This window comes from Streptomyces sp. WAC 01529, from assembly GCF_003945545.1.
GTDB classification, from domain to species: Bacteria; Actinomycetota; Actinomycetes; order Streptomycetales; family Streptomycetaceae; genus Streptomyces; species Streptomyces anatolicus.
On record NZ_CP029617.1, the window covers coordinates 5,662,612 to 5,687,743 of the forward strand.

Here is a 25,132-nt window from a genome sequence, read left to right on the forward strand (position 1 = left end):
GGCTCATGACGGATGCTCAAAGGCCGCAATTCACACTTAAAGCGACACGATGGGCGCGCACAAGCTCACGTACCGCTTTCGGGCCCCTGCGGCTCGTCCGCGTCCCCGCACTCCTCGAAGGGCAGCCGCAGCGTCGCCACCGCCCCGCCGTCGGAGGCGTTGGTGAAGGTCAGCCGGGCCCCGAGGACCGCCGCCTGGCCGAGCGCGATCGTCAGCCCGAGCCCGTGCCCCTTGGTGGTGCCCTCGGTGCGGAAGCGCTGCGGGCCGTGCTCCACCAGGTAGTCGGGGTAGCCGTCGCCGTGGTCCCGCACGGTGACCACGGGCCCGTCGACGGTCACGAGCACCGGCGCGCGCCCGTGCTTGAGCGCGTTGGCGACGAGGTTGCCGAGCACCCGCTCCAGGCGCCGCCGGTCGGTCTCCACACAGACGTCGCGTACGACGACCAGCTCCGTCCCCTCACCGGAACCCCGCACCACACGCTCCGCCAGTGGAGCGAGGTGGTGGGCGTCCAGATCCACCCGCTCGCTCTTCGCGTCGAGCCGGGAGATCTCCAGCAGGTCCTCGGTGAGCGTGCGCAGCGCGGCCACCCGGTCCCGCACCAGCTCGGTGGGCCGCCCCGGTTCGAGCAGCTCGGCCGCCGCGTGCAGCCCGGTCAGCGGCGTGCGCAGCTCGTGCGCCACGTCGGCGGTGAACCGCTGCTCGCTCAGCAGCTTGCCCTGGAGCGAGGAGGCCATGGTGTCCAGCGCCCCGGCGACCGCGGCCACCTCGTCCTGGTGCCGGGTGGGGCCCTTCGTGCGCGGGTCGTTGACGCGCGCGTCGAGGTCGCCCGCGCTGATCTTCCGGGCGACCTGCGCCGTCTGATGCAGCCGCCGGGTCACCCGTGTCACCGCGAAGGCGCCGACCAGCAAGGTCGCGCCGATCGCGAGGACGGAGGAGCCGAGGATCGCCCGGTCGAGCCCGTCGATGGTGCGGGCGCCCTGGGCGTAGTCGACCTGGACGGCGATGGCGCGGTGCCCGTCGGCGGGGCCCGCCGCCCACATCGTCGGCCGGGACTCGTGGGCGGCGACCATCGTGCCGCGCTCCCCGCTCAGCGCGAGCCTGCGCAGCCCGCCGGGCAGGCCGGGCGGGTCCACGCCCGCGCCGGGTCCGAGCCGGTCGCCCGCCTCGTAGCGCTCGGTGACCTCCGTGAGCCGGTCGAGGGCCCGCTCGCGGGCCTGGCCGACGGTCTGGTTGGTCACCGAGACGTGCACGAGCGCGCCGAGCAGCGCGGCGAGCGCGCAGCACATGACGGTGATGAAGACGGCGGCCTTCCAGGTGAGCGTCGCCGTCCAGGCGGGAAGCCGCGGCCCGCGCGGCTGTCGGTGGCTCATCGGCCGTCGCTCGCGGAAGGGGCGGGCCGGGGCGTCTTGAGGCGGGGCGCGTTCCCGGAGCGGACGATCTCGTCGCGCTTGGGCAGCATCGTCTTCTGGTGCGAGTCCCACGACCAGACCGTGTGGTACTCGTACCCCGGCAGGCTGGAGACCGCGCGGATGATCAGGTCGCGCCCGGCCAGCTCGACGCCGAGCACGGCGTCGCTCATCTCCATGATCTGCGTCAGCCGCCGCTCCTCCTCGGCGTAGACGCGGATGTCGAGGTTGTCGTCGGGCGTCGAGACGCCGACGATCAGGTCGTCCTTGCGGTCGCCGGTCAGATCGCGGTAGTACGCCTTGAGGACCGGGCACCGCTTCCGCGCGCCGGAGTCGTCGTCGGCGCAGTCGTCGAGCCGCTCGACGGTCTCCTTGTACGAGGCGTCCGAGGGGTCGTACGTCCCCGGGTTCTGTTCGAAGTCCGCGCGGACGACGTCGGCCGGGTCCACCTTGCGCAGATCGCCGCCGGGCACCTTGACGCCCGTGACCCGCACGCTCTCTATGGCGCCGTAGTCCTCGGCGGGCGCGGACGGGGGCGGCAGGTCGGGCCAGAGGTGCGTGGGGCCCTGGGCGGTGGGCGTCGCACCGGCGCCGCGCAGCCCGCCGGGGTCACCGCAGCCGCCCGCCAGCGCGGCGGCGAGGGCCGCGAAGGCCGCGGTGAGCGCGAGCCGGCTGCGGTTCACTGCACTCCTGCCTGCCGCGGGGCGCGGCTCGTCGTGGCGCCCGGCGCGCTGTCAGGACACCAGGTCGGCTGTCAGGACACCAGGTCGGCGTAGAGGATGATGTTGTCAGACCGGTGGCCGCCGACGATCGGCCCACCGCAGGTCAGCAGGCGCAGCTCCGGTCGACCGGTCGCCCCGTACACCTTATTGGTGGGGAAGTCCTTCTTGTCCACCTGCTGGATCTCCCGCACCTTGAACGTCGCCGTGCTGCCGTCCGCGCGCGGCACCTCGACGGTGTCGCCGACGCCGACCTTCGCGACGTTCCTCATCAGCGCGGGGCCGTTCGCGGTGTCGTAGTGCGCGACGATCACGGCGGCGCCCTTCTCGCCCGGGGTGACCCCGCCGGTCCACCAGCCCGGCTCCTCCGCCTTGTCCACCGGCGGCACCTCCAGCTCCTGGTCGGCGTCCACGCCGAGGTCGAGCATCGAGGTCGCGTCGACGCCCGCCGCCGGGATCCGCAGGCCGGTGGGCCGGGACTTCTTCAGCGGGGCGTTGGCCTGCTTCGCCTGCGCGGTCGCGGCGTTGTTCACCTTGACGTCCGGGGCCGTATCGCCCTTGCCGCCCTGGCCGCAGGCGATCAGGCCGATGCCGAGGGCGGCGGTCAGGGCCGCGACGGCCGCGACACGGCCGGTGCGGGGTGGCCGCCGGTCCGGCTCGCCGCGGGGGCGGGAGGCGGGCCCGGACTCGGGGTGCGTCTGGGTCTGGGTCTGGGTCTGGGGCTCAGGGTGGGGCTCGAAACCGGCGGGGGCGCTCACGGGGGCTCCTAGGGAGTGGGGGCAGGGGGGCGAGGGGCTTCAGGAGTCCGTGCGGCCGCGGCGCAGCATCGCGAAGCCGAGGCCCGCGGCGCCGGCCGCCGCCATCCCGCCGCCCGCCACGAGGAACGCCGGGTCGCCCGTGCTCGGCACGCCCTCGGCGCCCGCCCTGACGCCGCCCTTGGGGGCGCCCGCGGTCCTGTCGCCGCCCTTCTTGTCCTTGCCCTTGGTGTCCTCACCCTTCAGGTGCGTGATGCCGATGTGCCCGTTGGACGGGTACAGCTCGTAGCGCACGCCGCCCTCGGTGACCGTGGGGTGCGTGGCGGAGAGCGTGGCGATCTGCTCGCCCTTGACCGAGATCGTCGCCACGTACGAGCCGTCGCGGCTGCGCACGTCGGCCTTCGCGCCGTCGCCGAGGGTGACGTCGTAGATCTGGGCGGCGGTGGGCTTCGGCGCGGGCGCGGGCGCGGCCGCGAGGGCCCCGGCGGCCGGCGCGAGCAGCGCGCCGCCGACGAGGGCCGAGACGGCGGCGGTACGGAGGACGGTCTGGCGGCGGTGGGTGCTCACGGGACGTTCCCTACGGTCGGACGGCTGCCGGTCGCTCCGGGCGCTGGGGTGGACGGCTCCGGTGCGGTCGAGTGGACACCTACGAAGTTAGATGTCCGCTATTGCGGCGATTCGGCAGCTATGTAACAGCACGCCATAGCTGTGCGGGCGGTGCTGTTACGGAAGGCGAGGGGCGCGGGGCGTCGGACGCGTTCCGGGCGGGGGCGGCGCGAACTCGTCGCCCTGGCCTGCTCGCGCGGCGGCCGGGTTCTTGCCCCGGCGGCGTGCGGGCTGGTCCCATGGTCGGGGGGTGATGCGGCATGAGCGGCCTGCGCGTCGTACCGGCCTGGCGGCACGGGCAGGAGCGGTTGTACGTCTGTCTCCCGGGTGGCGGGAGCGTCGCGTGGTACGACCGTGACTCGTCCCGGGTGAACCTGCTCAGCGAGGACCGCGAGGCGGACGTCCTGCGCGCCCTCGCGCCCTTCCTCACCGGTGAGGTCACGGTGGGCCCGCCGCCGGTGCCCACCCGCGGCGAGCTGGCCCGCCTCGCCCTGCACCCCGACGACGACCTCGCGCCGAACCGCCCCGGCGAGGCCCTGCACATCGCCCTGGAGCGCGACCGGGCGCCCGCGCGCAGGCTGCGCGCCGACCCGCGGCACCGCGCCCTCGCCGCGGAACAGGCGGTCGGCGACGCGCTGGACGGCCTCGAAGGCGCGGGCTGGCGCGTACTGCACTCCCTGCCGCTGCCCGGCGGGGCCCGCATCCACCATCTGCTGATCGGCCCCGGGGGCCTGTTCTGTGTGGGCACCCTCGCCGTGCGCAAGCAGCGGGTCCGCATCGCCGACCCGATGGTGACGGTCGGCCGGGGCGCACCCGTGCCGCTGCTGCGGACGCTCCGCGCCGACGCGGGCCGCGCCTCGTTCGCTCTGACGGCCGAGGTCCGCCCCGTCCTCGCGCTGGCCGGGGCGGGGGCTCCGGACCCGGCCGTCGCGGCGCCGCCGCGCGACGTGCGGGTGCTGCGCGAGGCGGACCTGCCGACGCTGGGCCGCCTCGGGGGCGTACTGAAACCGGCCGATGTGGAGGCCCTGCACGCCCTGGCCAGGGACCGTCACACCTGGCGGCGGGTCTGAACCGCCGCCAGGGTCACTCGAATCACCCTGGCCGCCGGGGTGTCCCGGATCGCCCGGTCAGAGGTTGTCCCCCCAGCCGCCCTGGACCATGGTCTGGAAGGCCCAGGAGCCGCCGCGCCTGATCAGGATGTCGGCGTACCGCAGCTGCTGCGTCTCGCCGTTCGCCGTCATCACCGAGTCGGTGAAGACGACCGCCATGGCGGGGGAGAGGAAGACGGGCGTGCGCGTGGACTCGAAGCTGATGTCCTCGCTGCCGTCCCCCATCACATGGGTCATCGTCTGCACGAACTGCTCCCGGCTCCACTGCGCCGACCGCCCGTCGCCCGCGGAGTCGTCGCTGACGAGATTGAGCGGGAAGACGGCCAGGTCGGCCATGCGCTCCACATCGCGCTTCGCGCTGTGCGCGTCGTACTCGGCGAACCAGGCGTCCAGGCTCGCGCGGTCCTCGTCGGTCGGGACGTATCCGGTCTCGGGAAGGAAGGTCACGCGGTCTCCTCGTTGCAGATGCGGGCTAATCAACTTTGACTACGACAGAGAAGGTATGCCGCCGAGGCGCTCTAGTCAAACTTGATTAGGTGTGATGCCGGTCACCCCGGAGCGACCGATGAGTTTGCGGCTCCTGCCCGGTCCAAGCTCATGACACCCACGAAAGGACACCGCCATGTCGAAGCTCCTCGTCGACTTCATCACCTCTCTCGACGGCTGCGCGTCGGGGGAGGGATGGCCCGGGTTCTGGGGTCTCGAGGGCCCGGAGTACCTCGCGTGGCTCGGCGAGCAGCCCGAGGCCACCTATCTGATGGGAGCGAACACCTACCGCCTGATGTCGGGCTTCGCCGCAGGCGAGGTCCCAGCCGGCCAGGACGAGTTCCGGCCCGAAGAGGAAGCGTCCGTCGACGAGCTGACGCGAGCGTCCAAGGTGGTGTTCTCCTCCTCACTCGAGGCGCCGCTGACGTGGGCCAACTCCACGCTCGTCCGCGACGACGCCGTCGAGGCGGTCCGCGCCATGAAGTCGAGTGGCACGGGGCTCCTCAGCACGATCGGCAGCCTCAGCCTGTGCCGGTCCCTGCTGCGGGCCGGACTCGTCGACCGCTTCCGGGTCGTGATGTTCCCGGTGATCACCGGGGCCACGGGCGACGAACGCATCTACGACGGCTATCCGGACGTCGCCCTCGAGATGACCGAGCACCGCACCTTCGACGGCCGCATCCAGATGGTCGAGTACGAGCCCCGCGTGCTGGAGGGCCCGCCGCTCGGCATCCCCGCGTAACGTCGTCCCGTCCCCCGGTCCGGACGGCCGCCGGTCCGGAGAGCCGCGGGTCCGGCGTGGCGGGAAACCCTCACCGGAAACGGACCACGACCGCCGTCGCGTGCCGCGTCGTGTTCTGCCGTACCTCGACCAGCACCACCGGCTCCGCGGGCAGCGCCGCGTACGTGACGTCGCCGATGCCGATGGCGGTCGCCACGCCCTCGCCCACCGGATCGGGCAGCGCCCGCGCCGCGGCGGACCGCACGGCGGGGGAGAGCGGTGACGACACCACCGGTGTGCCGTCCCCCGGCAGGGTGAGGACCAGCGCCTGGGGCCGGGCGGGGCTGCCGGTGCAGCCGACCACCACCGCGTCCCGGGTGTCGCTGTGCCGCAGTTTCAGCCACGCGCGCGTGCCGCCCCGGTACGCGCCGTCGAGCCGTTTGATCACCAGGCCTTCGATGCCGGTGGCGGTCAGGGTGTCGTACCAGGTCAGGGCGGTGTCGCGGTCGGTAGTCGACGGCACGGCCTGGAGCGGCGGGCCCCAGGGCGCCAGCAGCCGTACGAGACGGGCGCGCCGCTCCTCGTACGGCAGTCGGCGGCAGTCCTCGCCGGCCTCCGCGAGCAGGTCGAACGCCGCGTAGGAGGCGGGCAGGGTGCGCGCGAGGACGGCGGCACGGGCGCGGGTGGCGGCGGCGCGCTGCTGCACGGCGGCGAAGTCGATGCGCCCGCCGGACCAGACGACGACCTCGCCGTCGAGGGCGGTGCCCTCGGGCAGCCGGGCCGCGGCCTCGGCGAGGTCGGGAAAGGCGGTGGTGACGGTCCGCCCGGAGCGGGCCTGGAGGACCACCCGGCCCCGCTCGTCCCGGAGCACGACCAGCCGGTGCCCGTCGAACTTGGGCTCGAAGGCCCAGCCGCCCCCTTCGGGCAGCGCGGTCACACCCTCCGCGAGGGCGACCCGAACGGGCAACGACAGATTCATCGCGGGGCTCGGGGAGTGGGGGCCGGCGGGGTCATCGGCCGGCCCGGGGCGGCAGGGGCCTGGCGCGGTTCAGGTTGATCAGGGGGCCCAGGAGGTCACCGTGTTCCCGCAGGCGGGGCGCGATCGCGGGGGCCGTGAAGACCAGCTGGCCCGGCTCCTCGCAGGCCTCGACCTCCGCCCAGGTCACCGGCGTGGAGACGGTCGGTTCGGCGCGGGCCCGCAGGGTGTAGGGTGCCGCCGTGGTCTTCGCCGCCGCGTTCTGGCTGAAGTCGACGAAGACCTTCCCCGGCCGCAGGCTGCGCGTCATGCGGTGCACGACCAGCTCGGGCAGCGCCTGCTCGGCCTCGACGGCCAGCGTCTTCGCGTACGCGCTGACCCGTTCGGAGGGCGTCGGCTCCAGCGGGACGAGCAGATGGAGCCCCTTGCTCCCCGACGTCTTCGCGTACACGTGGAAACCGTCCGCCGTCAGCCGCTCGCGCAGCCACAGCGCGGCCCGGCAGCACTCCACGACGGTGGCGGGCGGACCGGGGTCCAGGTCGAGCACCATCCGGTCCGCCTGCCCCGGCGCGTCGGCCCGCCACTGCGGCGTATGGAACTCGGTCACCAGATTGGCCGCCCACATCAGCGACGCCAGGTCCTGTACGAGGATCTGCCGCGTGGGCCCCTCGGAGCGGGGCACCTCGGCGGTCCGCACCCATTCGGGGGTGCCCGGCAGCACGTTCTTGGTGAAGAAGCGCTGGCCGTCCGGGCCGTCGGGATAGCGCAGGAAGGACAGCGGCCGATCCACGAGATGGGCGAGCAGGGCGCCGGCCGTGGCGGCGTAGTAGTGCAGCACCTCTCCCTTGGTGAAGCCGCTCGCGGGATAGATGACCTTCTCCAGGTTGCTGAGCGGGACCCGTCGCCCCTCCACCTCTGTGATCGGCGTCATACGATGAGAGTCCCATAAATCGCCCGAAGTGCCATGAAGCGCAATCAAACGGCATGAAGAGGCAATAACACCGGTAACCACCACCAGCGAGAGGTCCCGGACGTGCGATCCATATGGAACGGTGCGATCTCCTTCGGCCTGGTCAGCATCCCGATCAAGCTCGTGAACGCCACCGAGAACCACTCGATCTCCTTCCGCCAGATCCACACGGAGGACGGCGGCCGCATCCGCTACCGCAAGGTGTGCGAGCTGGAGGAGCGCGAGGTGACCTCGGCCGAGATCGGCAAGGGCTACGAGGACGCGGACGGCTCGATCATCCCGATCACCGACCAGGACCTGGCCGCGCTGCCCATCCCGACCGCCAAGACGATCGAGATCGTCGCGTTCGTCCCGGCGGAGCGCATCGACCCGCTCCAGATCGACGCGGCGTACTACCTCTCGGCGAACGGCGTCCCCGCCGCCAAGCCGTACACCCTGCTGCGCGAGGCGCTCAAGCGGAGCCAGAAGGTGGCCATCGCGAAGTACGCGCTCCGGGGCCGCGAACGCCTCGGCATGCTGCGCGTGGTCGACGACGTGATCGCCATGCACGGCCTGCTGTGGCCGGACGAGATCCGCGAGCCCGAGGGCGTGGCCCCCGACTCCCACGTCACGGTCCGCGACGCCGAACTCGACCTGGCGGACGCCCTGATGGACACCCTCGGCGACGTCGACATGTCCACGCTCCACGACGACTACCGCTCGGCGGTCGAGGAACTCATCGCCGCGAAGGTCGAGGGCGGCACTCCCGCGGAGCAGGCCCCCGCGGCCGAGGCGGGCGGCGGCAAGGTCATCGACCTGATGGCCGCCCTGGAGAACAGCGTCCGCGCGGCCCGCACGGCCCGGGGCGAGTCCGACGAGTCCGACCAGGGCGACCAGGGCGACGAGGGCGGCGCGGAGGCGGAGGTCACCCAACTCCGGTCCCGCCGCGCCAAGTCGGCGTCGGCGCCCGCGCGCAAGTCGTCCCCCGCGACCCCCAAGCAGGTCGGCGGCAAGAAGTCGACGTCGACCACGAAGAAGAAGGAAGCTCCCGCCAGGAAGACGACGTCGAAGACGGCCGCCAAGACGGCGGCGAGGGCGGAAGGGAAGACGGAGGGGAAGGCGGAGGGGAAGTCCACGGCGGCGGCCCGCAAATCGACGGCCGGTAAATCCGCGGCGGGCAAGACGGCCGCGAGCAAGACGGCGGCCAAGAAGACGACGCAGAAGAAGACCGCGTCGGCGAAGAAGACGACGGCGAAGCGCCGGGCTTCGGCGTGAACTTCAGCGGACCCCTACCCAGAGTGCGCCCGCGCGGTTGACGCGTATGGGCAAATTGCAAAGCTCGGCCACCGATCGGCGACGGCCGTGAACGACGCCTTCGCCGGCGCGCCCCATAAAGCCTTCAACTGAATACGGCCAAATCACACCCTCTCGCCCTTTTGTGACCTGTGATCCATGTCACAATGGCTTGATGGAATTGGACCCTCCGCGCAATGATTCCTGCGGACACAATGGGATTCTTTAGGATTTCCGGGGGGTTTAAGATATATGGCCAGTAATCCGTTCGAAGATGACGGCGCGGAATATCTGGTACTCGTGAACGACGAGAATCAGCACACCCTCTGGCCCGCCGCACTCGACATCCCCTCCGGCTGGACGGTCGCGCAAGAGGCGAGTTCACGGGCCGATTCCCTGGCCTACGTCGAGGAGAACTGGACGGATATGCGTCCGGCGAGCCTCATATACGGCTCCTGACGTGACCGACAGCGCGAGAGCGGACGGAAAAGCGCCGCCGCGGGGTGCGGGAAAACCGGGGCCGGGCCGCTTCAGCGGTGCGGGACCCTTGATGCTCGTCTGGTCGGGACAGGCCGTCTCACTGGTCGGAAGCGCGGTTCTCAGATTCGCTTTCATTATCGAGGTCTGGTCCACCGGCGAGCAGGCGACCGCCGTCACCGCGCTCTCCCTCTGCGCCTTGCTTCCGCAGGCACTGTTCAGCCCGTTCGCGGGCGCGATAATCGACCGCATCCGCAAACGCTCCGCCCTTCAGATAGCCGACGCGGGCGGATTCCTCACCGTCGGCCTGCTCGCCCTCGTGCACTTCTTCGGCGGCGGCCTCGAACCGTGGCAGGTCTACCCCGCCACCGTCCTGCTCGGCGTCAGCGCCGCCTTCCAGCTGCCCGCGCTCACCGCCGCCGTACCGCTCCTCGTGCGCAAGGACCAACTGGGCCGCGCCAACGGCCTGTTGGCGGGAGCCAGGAGCGCCGCCGGGATCTGCGGCCCCGCACTCGGCGGGATCATGGTCGCCGTCTCCGGGATCGGTGCCGTCCTCGTCATCGACCTGGTGAGCTACGCCTTCGCGCTCATCGGCGTACGGATCGTACGGATGCGGGGCGACAAGGTCCCCGAGGGCGCGGGCGCGCCCCGCAGCAGGATCACCGCGGAGGCCGTGGAGGGCCTGCGCTACCTCTTCCGGCAGGCGAGCCTGCGCGATATGACCGTGAACTTCTGCACGGTCAACCTCGTCATGGTCTTCGGCTTCGCCGTCATCCAGCCCATGGTCCTGATCAAGGACGGCAACGGCGCGCTCGCCGCCGTGAACAGCGCGATCGGCGTCGGCGGAGTCGTCGGCGGCCTGCTGATGGCGGCCTGGGGCGGGCCGCGGAACCGCGGTCGGGGCATGATGCTCGGCATCGTCGGCATGTGCCTGTCGGCGCAGATCGGGATGTCACTGGTCGGCGGGGTCGTCGGCTGGTGCGCGGCCATCCTGGTCGGCGCGCTGCTCATGACGCTCGTCAACGCCTCCATGCAGGCGATCGTGCAGACCAAGGTGCCCCACGAGTGGCAGGGCCGGGTCTTCGGCGCGGTCATGTTCCTCTCGCAGATCTCCGTGCCGCTGGCCACGGCGGTCTCGGGTCCGCTCGCCGACAACCTCTTCGAGCCGCAGGCCGCCGACGGGGACGGCGTCTTCGCCCTCCTCGGCCCCCTGTTCGGCGACGCCCCCGGCAGCGGCATGGCGGGGATGCTCTTCCTCGCCGGTGCCGCTGGCCTCGCGGTCGCCCTGTGGGGGCTGGCGAGCCGCTCCATCAGGGACATCGACGTACTGCTGCCCGACATCGACGACGAGCCCGAGAGCGCGCGGGACCAGGGCGCGGGCGACGGCGGCGGCGCCGGGAGCGACGACAAGGGCGGTGAGAAGGATGGCGCGGTGCGTGCATGAGCTCTTCGAGGAGCAGGCGGCGCGGACGCCCGACGCGACAGCCCTCGTGTACGAGGACGAACGGCTGACCTACGCCGAACTGGACGCCCGCGCCGACCGGTTGGCGGGCCTCCTCGCGGCGCGCGGAGTGGGGCGCGGCGACACCGTCGGGGTCCACCTGGAGCGCTCCGCGGAGCTGGCCGTCGCGGTCCTCGGCACGCTGAAGGCGGGCGCGGGCTATGTGATGCTCGACCCCGGCTTTCCCGCGGGGCGGCTGCGCGGCATGGCGCGGGACGCGCGGATCGCGGCGGTGCTCGCGGCCAGGAGCGGGGTCGCGGCGGCGCGAGGCGGTGCGGTGGCTCCGGGCGGGGCGACGGCTCCGGGTGGGGCGCCGGTAGTGCCTTCGGTCCCCATGGACGTGCCTCTCCTGCACGTCGAGGACGCCCGGCACGCACGGCCGTTGGCGCGCGGGTCCGTGCCGGTGGCACCCGACGACGTGGCGTGCGTGATGTTCACCTCCGGGTCGACCGGGCGCCCGAAGGGCATCGTCGCCCCGCACCGCGCGGTCACCGCCACGCTGACCGGCCAGGACTTCGCCTCCTTCGGGCCGGGCGCGGTCTGGTTGCAGTGCGCTCCCGTGTCGTGGGACGCGTTCGCGATGGAGCTGTGGGGGCCGCTGCTCGGCGGCGGGACGTGCGTGCTCCACCCGGGGCGGCGGCCGGACCCGGTCGTGATCGCGCGGCTCGTCGCCGCGCACGGGGTGACGTCCATGTATCTGTCCGCGTCGCTGTTCAACGTGATCGTTGACGAGTACCCGCGCGCGATCGACGGACTGCGCGAACTGATCGTCGGCGGCGAGGCGTTGTCGCCCCCGCACGTGGCCCGCGCCCTGGAGAGCCGGCCGGGGCTGCGGCTCAGCAACGGCTACGGCCCCGTCGAGTGCATGGTCTTCCTCACCGTCCACCGCATCACCCCGGAGGACGTGCGCGAGGGCCGTCCGGTGCCGATCGGGCGCCCGCTGACCGGCAAGCGGCTGTACGTACTCGACGAGCGGCTGCGGCCGGTCCCGGACGGCGTCACCGGTGAGCTGTACGCGGCGGGGGCGGGGGTCGCGCGCGGCTACTGCGACCCGTCGCCGACGGCGGAGCGGTTCGTCGCCATGCCGCCCGGCCTGGGGGCCGCGGGCGAACGGATGTACCGCACCGGCGACTTGGCGCGGCGCGGGCCCGACGGCACCTTCGGGTACCTGGGCCGGGCCGACAGCCAGGTGAAGATCCGCGGCTTCCGCGTGGAGCCCGGCGAGGTCGAGTCCGCGCTGGCCCGCCACCCCGGGGTGGACCGCGCCGCGGTGGTGACGACGCGCGCCGCGGCGGACGGGGAACGGCAGCTGGTCGCGTACGTCGTCCCTGGCGCGGGAGGCGCACAGGCGCCGACGGAACCGGAGCTGCGCGCACACGCGGAGCGCGAACTCGCCGACTTCATGGTGCCGGTGGCGTACATCCTGGTTCCCGAGCTGCCGCTGACCCCCACCGGCAAACTGGACCGCGCGGCCCTACCAGAGGTCCCAGGGGAGGGCCCGGCGTCCCGCGACACCGGCGGCGCCGACCCGCGGAGCGAGACCGTCCGCGCGCTGTGCGCCCTCTTCGGTGACGTCCTCGGCACCGCCTCGGTCGGCCCCGACGACGACTTCTTCGGGCTGGGCGGCCACTCCCTGCTGGCCGCGCGGGTGCTCGGTCGCGTGCATGCGGCGCTCGGCGCCGAACTGGAACTGCGGACGCTCTTCGAGGCGCCGACCCCGGCGCGGCTCGCGCCGTATGTGGACGGTGCCGAGAAGCCGGGGGCCGTCAAGCCCCCCGATCCGCCCTTCGCGGCGCCCCTCGGCTCCGCGTCCCTGCCCGTCTCTCCCGCCCAGCACCGGCTCTGGTTCCTCGACCGGCTCGGCGCCGGAGCCGCGTACAACCTGCCCATGGTGGTGCGGCTGCGCGGCGACGTGGACGCGGACGCGCTGGCGGACGCCCTCGGGGATGTCGTCATCCGGCACGAAGTGCTCCGGACCGTCTTCGACGAGGTCGACGGGGCACCGGTGCGACGCGTGCTGAGCGGCGCCGAAGCCAGGCCGCCGTTCCGCCATCTCACGGTTTCCGCAGCGGGATTGGCCTCCGCCGTCCAGGCCGCGGCCCGCCAGCCTTTCGACCTGCGCGGCGAACTCCCTGTGAGAGGCGCACTGTTCAGCGCCCGGGAGCACCCCGGCGCGCACACGCTGCTCGTCCTGGTCCACCACATCGCCGGTGACGGCTGGTCCCTCGCGCCACTCTTCCGGGACCTGTCACGCGCGTACGCCGCCAGAGTGGAGGGAGAGCGCGCCGGTACGCTGCCGCCCCTCCCCGTCACCTACGCCGAGCACGCCCGCCGCCAGGCCGACCGGCTCGGGACGCCCGAGGACCCCGACTCCCTCGCCGCCCGCCAACTCGCCCACTGGAAGCGGGCACTCGCGGGTGTGCACCCCGACGGACCCCTGCTTCCCCGGCGCCCGGACCGGCCCGCCGTGCCAGGGCCCGCCGCCGGAACCGTCGTGCGGCGCCTCGACGCGGCCGCCCACGCCCGTCTCGTCGACGCCGCCCGCGCCCAGGGCGCCACCCTCTTCATGGCTCTGCACACCGCGCTCGCCGCGGTCCTCGCGCGGGCCGGAGCGGGCGATGACCTCGCGATCGGCGCGCCCGTGGCGGGGCGCGCGGGGGACGGCAGCGTCGAGGACGCCGTCGGGTTCTTCGTGAACATGCTCGTGCTGCGCACCGACGTGTCCGGCGACCCGACCGCGCGGCAGCTCCTCGCCCGCGTCCGGGAGGCCGACCTGGCCGCCTTCGCCCACCAGGACGTGCCGTTCGAGCAGGTGGTGGGCGAGCTGAAACCACCCAGGACACGAGGAAGACAGCCGTTCACCGACGTCGTCCTCGCCCTCCAGAACAACGCGCGCGCCGAGGTGGACCTGCCCGGTGCCGACGCGGGCGTCGAGGTGGTCCGCACCGGCGAGGCCCGCTTCGAACTGCTCGTCGACGTCACCGAGACGACCGGCCCCGGGGGCACCCCGGAAGGCCTGACCCTGACCTTCGAGTACCGCGCCGACTCCCTGGAGGAGCCCTTCGTGGCATGGCTCGCGGACGCGCTCCCGCAGGCCCTGGAGACGGCGGCCGCCGCACCGGACACGCGGCTCTCCGCGCTCGTCCCCACCGGGCCCCCGCGCCCGGCCGACGACGGCGACAGGCTCACGGCCCCGGCCGTGACCGCCGCGGCGGGCCCCGTCTCCCCGCTGGAGCGGGACATCGCCGCCGTCTGGAGCGACGTCCTCGGCGTGCCGGAGCTCGGCCGGGACGACGACTTCTTCACCCTCGGCGGCAACTCGCTGCGCGCGGTACGGGTCGCGGCCCGCCTCACCACCGGCACCCGGACGGTGACCGCCGCACAGCTCTTCGCCGCCCCCACCGTCGCCGCCCTCGCCGCCGAACTGGCGCGGGCCCCCGTGGCCCCCGGCCCCGCTCCGGCGGCTCCCATCACCCGGCGGCCGCGCGTGCCCCGCCAGCAGGATCAGCAGAGCCACCTCAGCAAGGAACAGGAGGAGAGGCCGTGGACCTCAGCGTGATGTTCTTCGGCGCGGACAGCGGTGCGGGCCGCGGTACCGGCAGCGGTGCGGCCGAGGGAGCCGAAGGTGCGCCGCACGCCCAGGCGGCCCCGCACTCCCGGACGTACGACGACATCCTCACCGTCGCCCGTACCGCCGACCGCCTCGGTTTCCACGCCATCTGGACCCCCGAGCGCCACTTCCAGCAGGTGGGCCAGGTCTTCCCGAGCCCGCCCGTGCTCAGCGCGGCGCTCGCCGTCGCCACCGAGCGCATCGGGATCCGCGCGGGCAGCGTCGTCCTGCCCCTGCACCACCCGCTGAAGGTCGCCGAGGACTGGGCGGTCGTCGACAACCTCTCGCACGGCCGGGTGGGGCTCTCCGTCGCCACCGGCTGGCACTCCACCGACTTCACCCTCGCTCCCGACCACTACGAGGACCGCAGGGAGCGGACCCTCCAGGCCATTCCTGAGCTGCGCAGGCTCTGGGCGGGCGAGGCGGGCACCTACCCCGACGGCACCGGGCAGCCCGTCTCCGTCGTCCCGCAACCCAGGCCCGTGCAGGGCGAGTTGCCGCTGTGGATCACCACCTCCGGCAACCCCGCGACCTGGGAGGCCGCCGGACGGCTGCGCGCCGGGGTGCTCGGCGCGACCGTCGGGCAGAGCAGGGACGAACTCGCCGAGAAGATCGCCCGCTACCGCGCGGCCTGCGCCGCCGCCCCCGACCAGGCCGGCACCGACGCGCACGGCCGCGTCACGCTGATGGCGCACACCTACGTCGGCGCGGACGACGCCGAGGTCCGGCGCCTGGCCGCCGCGCCGCTCAAGGCGTACCTCGCCTCGTATCTGCGCCAGACCGCCGCCAACCGCGCGGCGGACGCGCGGGAGAGCGCGGAGCTGACCGGCGAACAGACCGCCATGCTCGCCGAGTTCGCCTTCCGGCGCTATCTGACCTGGGGCAGCCTCCTCGGCTCGCCCGGCACCTGCGCCAAGATGCTCGCCGACCTGCGCGACCTGGGCTGCGACGAGGTGGCCTGCTTCATCGACTTCGGCATCGGACGCGACGAGGTACTCGCGGGGCTGCACCGCCTCGCCGAGCTGAGAGAGGCCGCACTGTGACCCCGAACCAGCCTTCCACGGCTCCGAAGCAGGCTTTCCCGGCCCCGAACCAGCCGTCTACGGCCGCGAAGCAGCCTTCGATGGCCGACCGGTTCAGCGCGCTCAGCGGTGAGCAGCGGATCCGGCTGATGCGCCGCCTCGTCGACGCGGGCCGCGCCCGGGAGGTCCCCGCGGTCGTGCCGCCCCGCGACGCCGGGGGAGCCGTGCCGCTCAGCCCCGCCCAGCGGGACCTGTGGGTGTACGAGTCGCTGTATCCCGGCACCCCGGCCCTCAACCTCTGCTGCGCCTACCACTTCGACGAGCCCGTGGACCCGGCCCACCTGGCGGCCGCGCTCACCCTGGTCCAGGCCCACCACGACATCCTGCGCACCCGGATCTCCGGCACGGCGGACGAGCCGCGCGTCGACTTCCCGGACGAGGGCCCCTTCGTACTGGAGCACGAGGACCTGCGAGGCACGGACACCACCATCGAGCAGGCCTTCCGCGCCTTCCGTCGCCGCCCGTTCGACCTCACCGCGGACCGCCTCATCCGCGGCCGCTTCGTACGCGTGGACGAGACACGTACGACGCTGATGCTCAGCCTGCACCACATCATCACCGACTGGTGGTCCTTCGACGTCCTGCAGACGGAGTTCGCCGAGGCGTACCGCGCGGTGCGCGAGGGCGTCGAGCCGAAGCTGACCCGGCCCGCCATCCAGTACGCAGACTTCGCCTCCTGGCAGGGCGAGTTGGAGGCGGCCGGGGTCTTCGACGCGCGCCTGGACTTCTGGCGCCGCTATCTGGCGGACCCGCCGGGTCCGCTGTCCGTGCCGGGTCCGCTGTCCGTGCCGGGCCATGGAAACCCGGGCGCGGGCACGGGAGACTCCGACGACGAGGACGGCATCGTCCAGATCCGCTTCCGCGTGGACGCGCCCACCACGCGGGCCGTGCGCGCGCTGGCCCGCGAACGCGGCGCCTCCGTCTACGTCGTCCTCATGACGGCCTTCGCGGTCCTCGCGCACCGCGTGTCCGGCGCCGACGACCTGGTGCTCGGCACGCCGGTCGCCAACCGCTCGGCCAAGGGCCTCGAGCAGGTCATCGGGTATGTGATGAACGCCGTGCCGACTCGCTGGCGCATCACCGAGGAGGACTCCTTCGCCGACGTGCTCGCCCGCTTCGGCGCGGACTTCCCCGCGCTGATGGCGGGCGCCGACCTGCCGGTCGGCCGCATCGTCTCCGCCGTCGCCCCCGAGCGCAGCGCGGGCCGCTCCCCGCTGTTCCAGTGGGTGTTCATGCACCTGACCGAGCAGCCGAGCGTGTCGGCCGTACGGGAGTTCGCCGAGCCCGAGCGCATCCACACCGGAGGCGAACACGACCTCGTGGGGGTCGTGCGGGACAACGGCGACGGCATGGACGGCAGCTTCGAGATCCGTACGGACCTGTTCTCGCCCGAGGCCGTCACCCGCTGGGCCGACAGCTACCTCACCCTCCTGACGCGGGTCACCGCCGACCCGGCCGCGCCCCTGCGGGATCTGGACGTGCTCCCCGAGGCCGAGCGCGACCGCCTGCTCGCCCTGTCGCGCGGCCCGGCCGCGCCGGAGCCCGAGTCCCTGCCGGAGACGGTGGCCCGGCACGCCGCCCGCACGCCCGACGCGCCCGCCCTCGAAGCGGACGGTCTGCGGCTCACGTACGCCGAACTCGCCGAGCGGGTCGACCGGTTGGCGGCGCTGTTCGCCCGTCACGGCGCGGGCCCGGACCGGACCGTCGCGCTCGCCCTCGGGCGCGGCGCGGACCTCCCGGTGGTGGCGCTCGCGGTGCAGCGGGCCGGGGCGGCCTATCTCCCGGTCGACCCGGACTATCCGGCGGACCGGGTCCGCCGCACCCTCGACGACGCGGCGCCCGTACTCCTGGTCACCGACGCGCGTACCGCCGCGGCGGGTGTGCTGCCGCCCATGGACGTGCCGAGGATCGTCCTGGACGACGGCGACGCCGACGGCAACAACGACAGCAGCAGCGAGGGCGCGTATGCGGGAGAGCCCCTGGCAGCCACGCTCCCGGCCCCCGCCCCCGCGCACGCCGCCTACGTCATCCACACCTCCGGCTCCACCGGCACCCCCAAGGGCGTCGTCGTCACACACGCCGGGGTCGCCGCCCTCACCCGCAGCCTCGTCGGCCGTTTCGCGCTGGACGCCGGCGCCCGGGTCCTCCAGCTCGGTTCACCGGCGTTCGACATCTCCGTCGCCGAGATGTGCATGGCCTTCGGTCCCGGCGGCACCCTGGTCGTACCGCCGCCGGGCCCCCTCGCCGGGGACGGCCTCGGCAGGGTCCTCACCGAGCGGCGGATCACCTGCGCGATGGTGCCGCCGTCCGTCCTCGCGACCGTGCCCGAGGGCCCCTACCCGGCGCTGCGCGCGCTCGCCGTCGGCGCCGAGGCGTGCCCGCCCGCGCTCGTGGCCCGCTGGGCCGTCGTCGGACGCCGCTTCCACAACGCGTACGGGCCGACCGAGGCCACCGTCGCCGCCACCCTGTCCGCCCCGCTGAGCGGCGACGGCACCACCCCGCCCATCGGTACGCCGGTCGCGGGCACCGCCGCCTACGTCCTCGACGCCCGGCTGCGCCCCGTGCCCACCGGCGTCGCGGGCGAGCTGTACCTGTCCTCGGCGGGCTTGGCGCGCGGCTATCTGAACCGGCCCGCCGCTACCGCCGAACGCTTCGTCGCCGACCCCTACGGCACCCCCGGATCCCGCATGTACCGCACCGGCGACCTGGCGTACCGCGACGACGACGGCACCCTGCACTACCTGGGCCGCACGGACGAGCAGGTCAAGCTGCGCGGCCTGCGCGTCGAGCCGGGCGAGGTCGCCGCGGCACTCGCCGGGCACCCGGCGGTCGACCGGGCGGTCGCGGTCGTACGCGAGGACACCGACGGCCGACCGCAGCTGATCGGCTATGTGGTGCCCGCCCCCCACCACCCCTCCCTGGACCACCCCTCTCTGGACCACTCCCTCGACCCGAACGAACTCCTCGCGTACGCCGCCACCCTGCTGCCCGCCCACATGGTGCCGTCGGACATCGTGACGCTGCCCGAACTGCCCCTGACCCGCAGCGGAAAGCTCGACCGGGCCGCCCTGCCCGCGCCCCGGGCCGCCATCTCGACACGCGCGCCCGCCTCCGCCCGCGAGAAGGAGCTGTGCGACCTCTTCGCGCGGATCCTCGGCACCGAGGAGATCGGCGCCGACGACGACTTCTTCCGGCTCGGCGGCGACAGCATCATGGCCATCCAGCTCGCCGGACAGGCCTCGGCGGCCGGATTCGTCCTCGCCCCGCGTGACGTCTTCACCCTGCGTACGCCCGCTCAACTGGCGATCCACACGCAGGCGTCGGCCGGCTCGGCCCCGGGCGCTCCGGGCGGCACGGACAGCGGCGTCGGCCGCTTCCCGCTGACTCCCGTGATGCGCTGGTGGCTCGAACAGGGCGGCGACACCTGGGCGTTCACGCAGTCCATGGCGTTTCCCGTGCCACCGGGCACGGACCGCGAGCGGATCGAGGGAGCGGTGCGCACGCTCACCGAGCGGCACGCGGCACTGCGGATGCGGCTGCTGGCGGAGACCTCGGAGATCGAGGTCTCCGAGCAGGCCCTGCCGGGGGCCGCCGCGCTCGAACGCGTCGAGGTCCCCGATGAGGCCGCGGCGCGCGCCAAGGCCGCCGACCTGGCGGCCGGGATCCGCCTCGCCCCGGAGGACGGCGAGATGCTGCGGGCCGTGTGGCTCGACGCCGGGCCGGGGCGGCGGGGCGTGCTGCTCCTGACCTTGCACCATCTGGCGGTCGACGGCGTCTCGTGGCGGATCATCGGCCCGGAGCTGGCCGCCGCGCTCTCGGGGGACGTGGGCGCGGCCCCGGCAGCCCCATCGGCCCCGGGCACCTCCTTCACCCGGTGGGCCGGGCTGCTCGCCGAGGAAGCGGTGAGCCCAGGGCTGGTCGCCGCCGAACTCGACTGGTGGCAGCGGAGTGTGGCGTCCGGCGCCGAAGCCCGGCTCGCCGCGGGGCGCGGCTCCGGGAAGCGCCGCGCGACCCTCACCGTCGAGCTGTCCGCCGACCTCACCGAGGCCGCGCTCACCACACTGCCCGCCGCGTTCAACTGCGGCCCCGACGCCGTACTGCTCACCGCGCTCACCTCGGCAGCCGTACGCCACCGGGGCTCGGGCACCGGTCTGCTCGTACACCTCGAAGGGCACGGCAGGGAGACGCTGTCGGTGCCGGTGGACGTGTCCCGCACGGTGGGCTGGTTCACGACGCAGTACCCGGTGCTGCTCGAAGCGGGGAGCGACCGGCAAGAGGGAGAAGGCGCGGCGGTCGAGGCGCTCAAGGCGGTGAAGGAACAGCTGAGGTCCGTCCCGAACGGCGGCATCGGCTGGGGCCTCCTGCGCCACCTCAACCCGGATACGTCCCCGCTCCTCGCCGAACTCGCCGTCCCCGACGTGCGGTTCAACTACCTCGGCCGCTTCACCGCCGAGGACGCGGCGGGCGGCGAACTGCTCGACGCCGCCCCCGACGCCGTTCCGCTCGGCCACGCGGTCGAGATCGACGCCTACGCCAAGGAGGGCGCGGACGGCCTGCGTCTGGAAGCGACTTTCTCGTACGCCGAAGGGGTCCTCGCGGAGGTGGAGGTCCGGGAACTCGCCCGGCTCTGGCGTGAGGGCATCGCCGTACTGGCGCGGGAGACGGCGGAAGGCGGTCCGGTGGGCGCGACCCCGTCCGACTTCCCCCTGGTGGGCCTCTCCATGGACCAACTGGCGATGCTGGAAGGCGGCTTGGCGGACATCGGCGACCCCGCGACGGAAGCGGAGGGCGGTCGATGAGCGGCCGTATCGCGGATGTGCTGCCGCTGACCCCCGTGCAGGAAGGCCTGCTCTTCCACGCCGTGCGGGACGCGGGGGGGCCCGACCCGTACCTCGTGCAGGCCCGTTTCCACCTCGGGCCCGCGATCGCCGCGGACGCGGACGGCGTACGGGCCGCGCTCGGCGCCCTCATGGAGCGGCACCCCAACCTCCGCGCCTGCTTCCGGCACGAAGGGCTCGACCGCCCCGTGCAGGTGATCCCGCACGCGGTCGCCGTTCCGTGGGCCGAGGCCGACCTGGCCGGTCGCGCGGCGCCCGAAGTGGCGGCCGCCACCGAGGAGTTGCTGGCAGAGGACCGCACCCGCCGCTTCGACCTGGCGCGTCCGCCCGCGGTCCGCGCCCTGTTCATCCGGCACGACACCGGCGCCGAACTCGTCCTCTCCTTCCACCACATCCTGCTCGACGGCTGGTCGATCCCGATCCTGGAGCGCGACCTCGCGGCGCTGACCACCGGCAGGCCCCTGCCGCCCGCCGTCCCCTACCGGCAGTACGCGCAGTGGCTCAGCCGCCAGGACCGAGGCCTCGCGGAGCAGGCGTGGCGCGAGGCGCTGGCGGGCCTGGAACGGCAGGCCCCGCTCGTTCACGCGGAGGACGCGGTCGAGGGCATCGGCGAGGGCGTCGGCGAGGCCGGTGGTGGCGAGGGAGATGGCGACGGAGGTGGCGAGGGAGGTGGCGACGGAGGTGAGCCCGACACGGTCCGTCTGCACCTCACCGCGGAGCTGACCGCCGCCCTCACCCGCCGCGCCGCCGAGGCGGGCGTCACCCTCAACACCCTCACGCAGGCCGCCTGGTCCCTGGTGCTCGCCCGGATGACCGGCGGGCGCGACCTGGTCTTCGGCGGCGTGGTCTCCGGCCGCCCGCACGATCTGCCCGGGGCGGGGGAGATGGTGGGCCTCTTCATCAACACCCTGCCGGTCCGGGTCAGACTGCGCGACGGGGAGACCATCGGCGAACTGCTCGCCCGGATCCAGGACGAGCAGTGGCGCCTCGTCCCCTACCACCACGTGCGCCTCGCGGACGTGGGGACCGGCGCGGGGGAACTGTTCGACTCGGTCCTCGCGTTCGAGAACTTCCCGCGCGGGGCGGGGCAGCGGCAGGGCGACGGCCCGGAGGCCGTGCGTGTGACGGACGTACGGGATGCCACGCACTACCCCGTGACGCTGGCCGTCGTCGCCGGGGAGCGGATGCTCCTCGCGGTGGGCTGCCGACGCGGTGTCTCGGCGGCGCGGGTCGCGGCGCGCATGGTGCGGGCCTTCGAACAGCTGGCGGGCGACCCCGCGACGCCGGTGGACCGGATCGACGTACTCCCCAAGGAGGAGCACCGGCGGCTGCTCACACGCTCCACGGGCGCCGAGGCGGTTCCGGCGGCCGGTCCCGCCACGGTGACGGGGCGGTTCGCCGCGCAGGCGGCCCGTACGCCGGACGCGCCCGCCGTGGAGAGCGGCGACGACGTCCTCACGTACGCCCGGCTGGCGGCGGAATCCGACGTTCTGGCCCACCGGCTCACCGCTGCGGGCGTGACGGCGGGTGCCACGGTGGCCCTGCTCCTGAGCCGTTCGCCGTCCCTGGTGGTGGCGCAGCTTGCGGTGCTCAAGGCGGGCGCGTGCTGGCTGCCGCTCGACCCGGCCCAGCCGGCGGAGAGGCTGGCGCGACTGCTGGCCGGGGCGTCGGCGGGGCTGGTCCTGACGGAAAGCGAAGGAGAAGGGGCAGAGGGAGGGGAGGAGGTGTCGGTGGAGTTGCCCGCGTACGTGCGTCGGATGCCCGTACGCGGGGAAGCGCAGGCCTCCTTGGAGCAGGCGGGGCCCGGGGAGCGGGGTCAGGGGCCCGTGGAGCGGCAGGAGGCAGCCGCCTCCCCGCACCCCGAGTCCGCGGCGTGCGTGATGTACACATCGGGGTCGAGCGGTGAGCCGAAGGCGGTGGTGATCCCCCAGCGGGCGATCGCGGAACTGGCGGCCGACGCGCGTTTCCGCGCCGGGAACGGAAACGACGACACATCGGCCCCGTCCGCGCACCACCGCGTGCTCCTGCACAGCCCGCACACCTTCGACGCGGCCACCTACGAGGTCTGGGTCCCGCTCCTCAACGGCGGCACGGTGGTGATCTGCCCCGACGAGCCCGTCACCCCCGCCCTGCTGGCGCGCGTGCTGCCCGAGCGGCGCGTCACCGCGCTGTGGCTCACGGCGGAACTCTTCCGTACGGTCGCGGAGTTGGCGCCCGCATCGCTGCGAGGGCTGCGCGAGGTGTGGACGGGCGGCGATGTCGTGGACCCCGCAGCGGTGCGGCGGGTCAGGCGGTACTGCCCCGGTACGGCCGTGGTGAACGGCTACGGCCCCACGGAGACGACGGTGTTCGCGACGGCTCACCGCGTCCCGGAGGGTGTTTTGGGGAGCGTTACGGGGAGTGTTCCGGGAGGCCCGGTGCCGATCGGCCGCCCCCTGGACGGTAGGCGCGTATACGTACTGGACGACCGCCTGCGCCCCGCGCCGGACGGCTGCGTGGGGGAGGTCTACATCGCCGGATTGGGCCTGGCGCAGGCCTACTTGGGTCGCCCCGCGGCCACGGCGGAACGCTTCGTCCCCGACCCGTACGGCCCGCCCGGCACCCGCATGTACCGCACCGGGGACCTGGCCCGCAGAACCCCCGACGGCCTCCTCGCTTTCGCGGGCCGAGCCGACGACCAACTCAAGATCCGCGGCTTCCGCGTGGAACCGGCGGAGGTGGAGGCGGCCCTGACGTCCTGCCCCGGTGTAACCCGAGCGATAGTCGGGGCGAGACCGGCGCCGGGAGGGGGGAAGCGTCTGGTGGCGTGGCTGGTGGCGGAGGTCGACGGGCCCAGCCCCTCTGTCCAGGCGCCGGGAGCGCACCGCGTCCCCGCTTCCCCGCGCCACGTCCCCGCGTCGGGGAGTATCCCCGCTTCCCCGCGCCAGGTTCCCGTGTCGGAGAGCACCCCCGCTTCCCCGCACCACGTTCCCGAGCCGGAGGGCATCCCCGCTTCCCCGCGCCAGGTTCCCGTGTCGGAGAGCACCCCCGCTTCCCCGCACCACGTTCCCGAGCCGGAGGGCATCCCCGCTTTCCCGCGCCAGGTTCCCGCGTCGGAGGGCATCCCCGCCTCCCCGTCCCACGCCCCCGCATCGGGGAGCACCCCCACTTCCCCGCACCACGTCCCCGCGTCGGGGAGCATCCCCGCCTCCCCGTCCCACGCCCCCGCATCGGGGAGCACCCCCACTTCCCCGCACCACGTCCCCGAGCCGGAGAGCACCCCTGCCTCCCCGCCCCACACCCCCGCACCGGAGAACGCCCCCGACCCCCTGCCCCGGATCCGCGCGGCCGCTGCCCGGCTGCTGCCCCCGCACCTTCTCCCCACCGCCTGGGCCCTCATCGACGCCGTCCCCCTCACCCCGCACGGCAAGACCGACCGCGCCGCGCTGCCCGAACCCCCGGTGCCGACCGGGCCGGTCGCCTCGCGGGTGCCGCGTACCGCGCGGGAGAAGGAGCTGTGCGCCCTCTTCGGTGAGGCGCTCGGCGGCGCGGAGGCCGGGCCCGACACGGACTTCTTCGCGTCCGGCGGCCACTCGCTGAGCGCGCTCCGCCTCGCGGGGCGAATCGAGGCCGCCTGGGGTGTACCGATCCCCGTAGCCACCCTCTTCGCCGCGCCGACGCCCGCCCGCCTCCTGGCCCGCCTCGACGGCCCCGACCCCACCGCCACCGGCACAGGCACTGGCACCGGCGTCGACACCGACGGCACCGGCACCTCCGTCGACAGCCTGGCCCCGCTCCTCACCCTCCGGGCCGACGGCGACCGCACCCCGCTGTTCTGCGTGCACCCCGGTCTCGGTGTCAGCTGGGCCTACGCCGCCCTGCTGCCCCACCTCGCCCCGGACCGCCCGCTGTACGCGCTACAGACGCCCGCACTGTCGGGTCCCGGCCACCAACTACCGCCGACCATGGGCGCGTTGGCCGACGCCTACCTCGACCTCATCCGTGCCGTCCGACCCCACGGCCCCTACCTCCTGCTCGGCAGGTCCTTCGGCGGCCCCGTCGCCCACGAGATGGCGGTGCGGCTGCGCGCGGCCGGCGAGGAGGTCGCCCTGCTCGCCGTGGTGGACGCCATGCCGAAGCCGCCGGAGACGGCTCGTACCCCCCTCGACGCGGCCGTCGTGGAGACGGAGGCCCGGCGCATCCTCCGCGAAGAGGGCGCCGTACTGCACGGCATCGGCGCACACCGTCTCGCGGCCCTCACCGACGCCATCGCCCATCACATCACCCTCGGCAGGAGCTGGGTCCCGTCCCCCTACGACGGCACCGTCACCCTCTTCGCCGCCACGCGCGACCCCGAGGCCATCCCCACGGAGAAGAAGGCCGCGGCCTGGCGTCGCGCCGCCACCGCGGTCGACGTGCACGAACTGGCCTGCGCCCACGCGGACGTCCTCGACGCGGAACCGGCCGCGCGGATCGCCGCGGCGCTCGAAAACGTCCTTGCCGGCCCCCAGGCCGCCCCCTCCCAGGGAGAGTGAACCCAGTGGACGCACCCCACCCGGCGAACCAGGCACCCCTGGGGACCCCAGCGAACCCGACGGAGCAGGCGCCCCTGGGGATCCCAGCGA

General features: G+C 73.9%; 16 protein-coding genes. 9 read left to right on the forward strand and 7 right to left on the reverse strand.

Annotated features, from left to right (window positions below):
• Positions 1 to 65: 65 nt before the first annotated feature.
• The 4 genes from DMA15_RS25485 to DMA15_RS25500 all read right to left on the reverse strand — a co-directional run bounded on the left by DMA15_RS25485 (position 66) and on the right by DMA15_RS25500 (position 3,447).
• Positions 66 to 1,370, reverse strand: coding sequence for a HAMP domain-containing sensor histidine kinase (locus tag DMA15_RS25485; protein WP_125515087.1), 1,305 nt, complete (start codon positions 1,368 to 1,370; stop codon positions 66 to 68).
• A complete protein-coding gene (locus tag DMA15_RS25490) occupies positions 1,367 to 2,089 on the reverse strand; it encodes a hypothetical protein (RefSeq protein WP_125515088.1) in 723 nt (240 codons plus the stop codon). Before DMA15_RS25490 ends, DMA15_RS25485 begins: the two co-directional genes overlap by 4 nt.
• Positions 2,090 to 2,160: 71 nt before the next feature.
• Positions 2,161 to 2,883: a class F sortase gene (locus DMA15_RS25495; RefSeq protein WP_346428924.1), complete on the reverse strand. Its 723-nt coding sequence runs from the start codon at positions 2,881 to 2,883 to the stop codon at positions 2,161 to 2,163.
• A gap of 39 nt (positions 2,884 to 2,922) precedes the next feature.
• A complete protein-coding gene (locus DMA15_RS25500) occupies positions 2,923 to 3,447 on the reverse strand; it encodes a hypothetical protein (protein ID WP_125515089.1) in 525 nt (174 codons plus the stop codon).
• A 299-nt stretch (positions 3,448 to 3,746) separates the two neighbouring features.
• On the opposite strand from DMA15_RS25500, the gene DMA15_RS25505 reads away from it, so the two are divergent.
• A complete protein-coding gene (locus DMA15_RS25505) occupies positions 3,747 to 4,556 on the forward strand; it encodes a nuclease-related domain-containing protein (protein ID WP_125515090.1) in 810 nt (269 codons plus the stop codon).
• Between the two features lie 57 nt (positions 4,557 to 4,613).
• On the opposite strand, the gene DMA15_RS25510 is transcribed toward DMA15_RS25505, so the two are convergent.
• The gene (locus DMA15_RS25510) at positions 4,614 to 5,042 is read right to left on the reverse strand and encodes a nuclear transport factor 2 family protein (RefSeq protein ID WP_125515091.1); all 429 of its coding nucleotides are present in this window, start codon (positions 5,040 to 5,042) and stop codon (positions 4,614 to 4,616) included.
• 175 nt (positions 5,043 to 5,217) lie between these two features.
• On the opposite strand from DMA15_RS25510, the gene DMA15_RS25515 reads away from it, so the two are divergent.
• The gene (locus tag DMA15_RS25515) at positions 5,218 to 5,823 is read left to right on the forward strand and encodes a dihydrofolate reductase family protein (RefSeq protein ID WP_125515092.1); all 606 of its coding nucleotides are present in this window, start codon (positions 5,218 to 5,220) and stop codon (positions 5,821 to 5,823) included.
• Positions 5,824 to 5,893: 70 nt separating this feature from the next.
• Here DMA15_RS25515 and DMA15_RS25520 read toward each other — a convergent pair whose 3' ends face one another.
• Together DMA15_RS25520 and ligD are read right to left on the reverse strand one after the other, a co-directional pair.
• Positions 5,894 to 6,781, reverse strand: coding sequence for an ATP-dependent DNA ligase (locus tag DMA15_RS25520; protein WP_125515093.1), 888 nt, complete (start codon positions 6,779 to 6,781; stop codon positions 5,894 to 5,896).
• Positions 6,782 to 6,812: 31 nt separating this feature from the next.
• Positions 6,813 to 7,709 carry a non-homologous end-joining DNA ligase gene (ligD, locus tag DMA15_RS25525; protein ID WP_125515094.1) on the reverse strand — a complete coding sequence of 299 codons (897 nt, stop codon included), beginning with the start codon at positions 7,707 to 7,709 and terminating at the stop codon, positions 6,813 to 6,815.
• Positions 7,710 to 7,811: 102 nt separating this feature from the next.
• Between ligD and DMA15_RS25530 the strand changes: the two genes are divergently transcribed.
• The 7 genes from DMA15_RS25530 to DMA15_RS25560 all read left to right on the forward strand — a co-directional run bounded on the left by DMA15_RS25530 (position 7,812) and on the right by DMA15_RS25560 (position 25,042).
• The gene (locus DMA15_RS25530; protein WP_125515095.1) at positions 7,812 to 9,002 is read left to right on the forward strand and encodes a Ku protein; all 1,191 of its coding nucleotides are present in this window, start codon (positions 7,812 to 7,814) and stop codon (positions 9,000 to 9,002) included.
• A gap of 270 nt (positions 9,003 to 9,272) precedes the next feature.
• Positions 9,273 to 9,479: an MbtH family protein gene (locus DMA15_RS25535; protein WP_125515096.1), complete on the forward strand. Its 207-nt coding sequence runs from the start codon at positions 9,273 to 9,275 to the stop codon at positions 9,477 to 9,479.
• A gap of 91 nt (positions 9,480 to 9,570) precedes the next feature.
• The gene (locus tag DMA15_RS25540) at positions 9,571 to 10,941 is read left to right on the forward strand and encodes an MFS transporter (RefSeq protein WP_125515097.1); all 1,371 of its coding nucleotides are present in this window, start codon (positions 9,571 to 9,573) and stop codon (positions 10,939 to 10,941) included.
• Positions 10,934 to 14,557, forward strand: coding sequence for a non-ribosomal peptide synthetase (locus DMA15_RS25545; RefSeq protein WP_164551825.1), 3,624 nt, complete (start codon positions 10,934 to 10,936; stop codon positions 14,555 to 14,557). Before DMA15_RS25540 ends, DMA15_RS25545 begins: the two co-directional genes overlap by 8 nt.
• The gene (locus DMA15_RS25550; protein ID WP_125515099.1) at positions 14,542 to 15,651 is read left to right on the forward strand and encodes a MupA/Atu3671 family FMN-dependent luciferase-like monooxygenase; all 1,110 of its coding nucleotides are present in this window, start codon (positions 14,542 to 14,544) and stop codon (positions 15,649 to 15,651) included. The genes DMA15_RS25545 and DMA15_RS25550 overlap by 16 nt, the downstream gene beginning before the upstream one ends.
• 80 nt (positions 15,652 to 15,731) lie before the next feature.
• Complete coding sequence (locus DMA15_RS25555) at positions 15,732 to 20,489, forward strand: non-ribosomal peptide synthetase (RefSeq protein WP_125515100.1); 4,758 nt, start codon at positions 15,732 to 15,734, stop codon at positions 20,487 to 20,489.
• Positions 20,486 to 25,042, forward strand: coding sequence for a non-ribosomal peptide synthetase (locus tag DMA15_RS25560; protein WP_125515101.1), 4,557 nt, complete (start codon positions 20,486 to 20,488; stop codon positions 25,040 to 25,042). The genes DMA15_RS25555 and DMA15_RS25560 overlap by 4 nt, the downstream gene beginning before the upstream one ends.
• The last annotated feature ends 90 nt before the right edge of the window (positions 25,043 to 25,132 follow it).

What these genes read in the sequence shown, in the direction of transcription:
- DMA15_RS25555 (WP_125515100.1), top strand. Translation starts at nt 15,732, where the DNA reads ATGGCCGACCGGTTCAGCGCGCTCAGCGGTGAGCAGCGGATCCGGCTG.
- DMA15_RS25520 (WP_125515093.1), bottom strand. Translation starts at nt 6,781, where the DNA reads ATGAATCTGTCGTTGCCCGTTCGGGTCGCCCTCGCGGAGGGTGTGACC.
- DMA15_RS25515 (WP_125515092.1), top strand. Translation starts at nt 5,218, where the DNA reads ATGTCGAAGCTCCTCGTCGACTTCATCACCTCTCTCGACGGCTGCGCG.
- DMA15_RS25485 (WP_125515087.1), bottom strand. Translation starts at nt 1,370, where the DNA reads ATGAGCCACCGACAGCCGCGCGGGCCGCGGCTTCCCGCCTGGACGGCG.
- DMA15_RS25535 (WP_125515096.1), top strand. Translation starts at nt 9,273, where the DNA reads ATGGCCAGTAATCCGTTCGAAGATGACGGCGCGGAATATCTGGTACTC.
- DMA15_RS25540 (WP_125515097.1), top strand. Translation starts at nt 9,571, where the DNA reads ATGCTCGTCTGGTCGGGACAGGCCGTCTCACTGGTCGGAAGCGCGGTT.
- DMA15_RS25560 (WP_125515101.1), top strand. Translation starts at nt 20,486, where the DNA reads ATGAGCGGCCGTATCGCGGATGTGCTGCCGCTGACCCCCGTGCAGGAA.
- ligD (WP_125515094.1), bottom strand. Translation starts at nt 7,709, where the DNA reads ATGACGCCGATCACAGAGGTGGAGGGGCGACGGGTCCCGCTCAGCAAC.
- DMA15_RS25505 (WP_125515090.1), top strand. Translation starts at nt 3,747, where the DNA reads ATGAGCGGCCTGCGCGTCGTACCGGCCTGGCGGCACGGGCAGGAGCGG.